This is a genomic window from Thermosynechococcus sp. M98_K2018_005, assembly GCF_015295825.1.
In the GTDB taxonomy this organism is placed as follows: Bacteria; Cyanobacteriota; Cyanobacteriia; order Thermosynechococcales; family Thermosynechococcaceae; genus Thermosynechococcus.
Genome location: NZ_DVEH01000078.1, coordinates 1 through 4,565 on the forward strand (window position 1 = coordinate 1; position 4,565 = coordinate 4,565).

Annotated in this window: 3 protein-coding genes and 1 pseudogene; 2 read left to right on the forward strand and 2 right to left on the reverse strand. The window is 57.0% G+C overall.

From position 1 onward, the window contains the following. Positions 1 to 78: 78 nt before the first annotated feature. Positions 79 to 264 (forward strand): annotated as a pseudogene (locus tag IGQ15_RS10435) (hypothetical protein); the annotation flags it as partial. 68 nt (positions 265 to 332) lie between these two features. On the opposite strand, the gene IGQ15_RS10440 reads toward IGQ15_RS10435, so the two are convergent. Then, positions 333 to 1,523 (reverse strand): Coenzyme F420 hydrogenase/dehydrogenase, beta subunit C-terminal domain, encoded by a 1,191-nt coding sequence (locus IGQ15_RS10440; RefSeq protein ID WP_363315845.1) that lies wholly within the window; start codon positions 1,521 to 1,523, stop codon positions 333 to 335. A gap of 6 nt (positions 1,524 to 1,529) precedes the next feature. Next, positions 1,530 to 3,728 carry a phosphoketolase gene (locus tag IGQ15_RS10445; protein ID WP_297051525.1) on the reverse strand — a complete coding sequence of 733 codons (2,199 nt, stop codon included), beginning with the start codon at positions 3,726 to 3,728 and terminating at the stop codon, positions 1,530 to 1,532. Positions 3,729 to 3,885: 157 nt separating this feature from the next. Between IGQ15_RS10445 and IGQ15_RS10450 the strand changes: the two genes are divergently transcribed. Further along, positions 3,886 to 4,565: cobyrinate a,c-diamide synthase (locus tag IGQ15_RS10450; RefSeq protein WP_297051526.1), on the forward strand; the 680-nt coding region annotated here is incomplete at its 3' end.

Consider the following 4,565-nt stretch of genomic DNA (forward strand, 5'->3'; position numbering starts at 1 on the left):
CGTTGCGTAGCATCCTTTGGGAATCCTCTCTCTTTCAAGAAGGGGAGAAGTCAAGCACCCCTTCCACAGGCTAGGTGTGGCGGTGCCCTGTTTGCCGCTATGCACGGTTCTCTGGTGACCTCTAGCTTGATTCGGGAAACCACTGAAACCGAATCCACCAACTATGGCTACAAGTTTGGTCAAAATGCCCACAACTTCCCCCTCGACTTGGCGAGCGGTGAATCGGCTCCTGTGGCGATGGTTGCCCCAAGCATTGAAGCCTAAACAGGTTGCTCCTAAGCCTCTGATAAGTCCAAATATCGCTCCCTACAGGGGGGCTTTTTTTGTCGCGATTATTGGGCGGGGAGTTGATACTGATCAACAATTTTTTTGGCAAAGGCGGGCACGTGAGCGGCGAGTTTTTGGGGGTAGTTGCGCCGCACATAGAGATAGTTGCGGGTGAAGTGGGAATCAATGGAAAAGCGGGCATATTCAAGCCCTTTGGGGCCAATGCGCTCAATCACTAGGCCGACTAGTTTCGCCGCCCACATGGGGAGCGTAACGCCTTTATCGTAGGCAGGAATGCTTTGTTGCACCGCAGCGTGGCGATCGCCGGCACTCGTAACGGGTTGCGTTTCCAATTGATCGCGCACGAGGTCAAGCATTTCTTGACCTAGCTCATTGCGCACCACCAGCCACTGCCAACCAAAGGGGGCGCCCATGTAGCCCACGACCAGATCAGCAAGGCCATTCACGTAGTCAAAGCAACTCATGCACGAGGGGGCAAAGACATCCTTGAGTTGATTCGTTTTGAGGCCAAAGAAGGGCACGGTTTCTGTGGAGCCGTCGCTGTGCTTGAAATGTACGCGAAAGTCCTGCATGAACTCGTAGTAAATCACGGTTTCGGGCGATCGGCTGGTGGTTTCAAGGAATTTTTGCAGACCTGCACGGGTGACGTTATCCACGCAGGGCGTGCCCAAGACGTAGAGCTTCTCAAGACCCAGTTTGTTCTGTACCGCTCGCAGGGCTTGAATTTGACAACCGACACCAATCACCAACAGCCGTTTGAGGCCGGATTGCTCCACCTGCTCCAGCACCGAAAGATTGGGAGACAGGGTGGGTTTATTGACGCGAGCGGCCAGAATCTCCTCGCGGCTACGGGCAATCACCGGCTTGGGGGTAAAGCGATCGCTCTCGCTATTTTGAACGCAGACAACGCCCTCAACCCGTCCCGACTCCAACATGGCAATGGCAATACTGCTGACGATGCCCGTCCACTGCGCCCCCGCAATGGGTTCGGTTTTGCGAGCCGCCATCATCTGCTGGTGAACGCCAAAGTAGCACTCGTCCCAGTTGCCAAGATCACGGGCACGGCCATGACTTTGCTGCTCGAGGCTCTCAAACTGCTGATTGAGGAAGGCACAGGCCTCCTTAACGTAGTGAATATAGTAGGTGTCGCAGAGGCCACACTCACTGCACAGCGCCTTGGCAGGGCGGGGGCTACCGGGCTTGAGGGCACGGGCTTTTTGATGGGCGGCAGTCATGGGCATTTACTTCAGGAGTGAACGGGCGCGATCGCACATCGCTTCGGGGGTGAGGCCATTGTAGGCCATGAGTTCGGCGGGGCTAGCCGTCGTTTCTCCCCGTTGCCAAGCCAACACATCGCGGGGACAGGTGGCACGCAAAAGAATTGGCTCCAACAGCGCCGCAGGCCCCCCCGTGACTCCCAAAAGGGCATCACCACCAAAAAGCCGCTGGAACGTGGCCTCATCGGCAAAGCCACCATCGGGTTCAGCACAGGTTTGCCAAGCAACATCGCTGGGGCGGTACAGTCGCCGAGGATTGATCACCGAGACAATCCGCACCCGATAGCCCAGCTGCTCCAACTGGGGCAGGGCACTATACACGGGTTGCAAAATCATGTCCCCCAGCACCGCCAGCACCAATGTGGCACTACCACTGGCAGACTCGTAGAGGGTCGCCGCACCGTCATCAAGGGCCTGTTCTGTTTGGGCAAAGGTGGTGCGCACCGGTAGGGGGGTTTTACTGGCAAAGATGGCAATTCCCTTGTTTTGAGCCGTCAGTGCCCAGCGATAGCACACTTGAATACTGTTGGCATCGGGGGGAAAGAGGGCAAAGACATTGCCATTGCGCAACAGGGCAGCATAGTAGGCTTCAATTTCCGGGCGTTGGTGCGTCCAACCATTGCGCCCCTGCTCAAGGGCACCCGCAGTGTAAAGGGTCACTGTGGCGGGTGTGGGGCGACGGAGTTCGGCCATGGCTTGGGTGACCGTTTGCCAAATGGGAAGGCCGTTAATCGCAAAGGATTCGTAGGAGCACCAAAGGCTGCGGCTCCCCATCAAGCACAACCCTGCCGCCAGACCCGCACAGGCATCCTCGCTCAGGGGTTCATAGACTTGGCCATTGGGCACTTGGTTGTAGAGGGGATCTGTCGTCGGGTGAATAATCTTCAGGGCTTGGTTGATGTTGCCGATCCCAGAGGCCTCATTGCCATCAGCATTCGTAACAAGGTAGCGGCGATCGCGCTGCCCCACTTCGGCCACCATCCGCCCCATGGCTGTGGTTGCAACCTTGTTTTCTCCCAATTCATAGGCCTCAAGGGAAATCTCACCGAGGGGGGGTAAGTCCAAGACCTGCTCAGTAACCACCACCTCTGCCGCAGGCCCGCCGGCCGCAGCAACGCAGTTTTGGCGCACCAGTTCCCAAGCAGCGGGGGAAAGGGCACGGGCTTTCAGGGCATTGACAATATCGGGGTTGTCGAGGGTGTGCTGGGCGTAGAGATTGTGGGACTTCGCCCCTTTGGCATGAACGCCAGCGCCTTTCAGTTGTTTGAGGATAAAGACCGTTAACTTCCCAGAGAGGGCCGATCGCGCCGCCTCCTGGACCCCCTTGAGCACCGCCTGCATGAAGGCCAATCGCTGCCCAAAGGAAAAGAGCGTGCTATCAACGTAATCCCCTTCTTGGCCGCTATCATCAAAGTCCTTGGCATCCACCAGCACCACCTCTTGGAAGCCATTACCGTGCCAGTAGGCCATCATTTCGGGATTGGTTTTGCAGGAGACCATGCTGTGGTGCTCTTGGCTAAAGCCATTCCACACGAGGACGGGCAGGAAGTTGGTGACCTCTGGGAAAGCGGTGTGGAAGTGAGCCATACTGCTCATGACGTAGGGTTCCCCAAGACCGCCATCGCCTAAGGTGAAGGGAAAGAGGGTCTGGCGGTGTAACCAAGCAGCGGCCATGGCAAAGTGCTGTCCCTGTCCCAGGGGACCGGCGGGCGCCAGAATCCCCGGAATATAGCCAGAGAGGTGACCCAAAAGGCCATGTTTTTCGCGGAAGCGATCGCGCAGGTCTTGAACCGTATAAATGCCCATCTTCTCTAGGGAGCGATCCAAGAACAGGGCGGCATAGAAGCCGGGAGCGTGGTGCCCTACTTCTGTGATGATATTTTTGTGCCCCAGCATGACTAGGGCGGCATAGGCTTCCGCTTGGCTGGCAAAACCGCCGGGGTGACCTGACGCCTTAGTGCCGGTCATCTGTAAAATCAGATAGCGCAGGGCATCGGCATAGAGAAGCGTTTGATAGGCGGCCGCAGGGGTGTCTAAGTCTGTGAGGGTGCTCTGTTGGTCATTGAGAAGCGGGCTTTGACCATACCGTTGCCAATCTGGCCAATCGTCGCCAAAATACTGGATTCCTTCACAGAAACTGGGCACCGAAGTTACCGCTGTCATAGACCCTGACCCAACTGTTGACTGCACGCTTAGTCTCCTATCTTACAGGGGTGGGGGGTCGCTCTCACGGCGGCTGGGGTAGGGAATCTCCCTGAAATGCAGGCATTGCGATGGATTGTGGCCATAGATTGATTTTTCTTGGGGAACGGGATTAACGATGGCGTTGGTGATAGCGGGCGATCGCAGTGGTGTCGGCAAAACAACAGTTGCTTTGGCCTTGAATGCAGCCTTAAGGGCACGGGGGCAGCGCGTCCAAACGTTTAAGGTCGGTCCTGACTACATTGATCCGCTGTTTCACACCACTATTAGTGGTCGCCCCTGCCGTAACCTCGATGCTGTGCTCACCAGTGCTGACTATGTCCGTGCCTGCGTTGGCTATCACAGTCAGGGGATGGATGCGGTGCTCATTGAGGGGGTGATGGGGCTATTTGATGGTTGGGGGGGCAGCCATGAGGGCAGTACGGCACACATTGCCCAACTCTTGCAGGCTCCCATCCTACTGGTCTTGGATGTGCAAAAACAGGCGGCTTCCGTGGCGGCTTTAGTCTATGGCTTCTGCCACTATCATCCCTCTGTCCAGATTGCCGGCGTGGTCTTAAATCGAGTGGCCAGCGATCGCCACCGGCAAATGTTAGAAGCTGCCCTTGCCCCCCTTGGGGTGCCCATTCTCGGTGTCATCTATCGCGATCAGGCCTTGGCACTCCCCAGTCGCCACCTCGGCTTAGTGCCGCCCCATGAATCAAGGGAATTTCAGCACCTCGGCGATCGCCTGGCTCATTTAGGAAACACCTGTTTTGACTGGGAGCGACTGCCACCGCTCCTTGCCCCTGCCCCCAC

What these genes read in the sequence shown, in the direction of transcription:
- IGQ15_RS10440 (WP_363315845.1), bottom strand. Translation starts at nt 1,523, where the DNA reads ATGACTGCCGCCCATCAAAAAGCCCGTGCCCTCAAGCCCGGTAGCCCC.
- IGQ15_RS10445 (WP_297051525.1), bottom strand. Translation starts at nt 3,728, where the DNA reads ATGACAGCGGTAACTTCGGTGCCCAGTTTCTGTGAAGGAATCCAGTAT.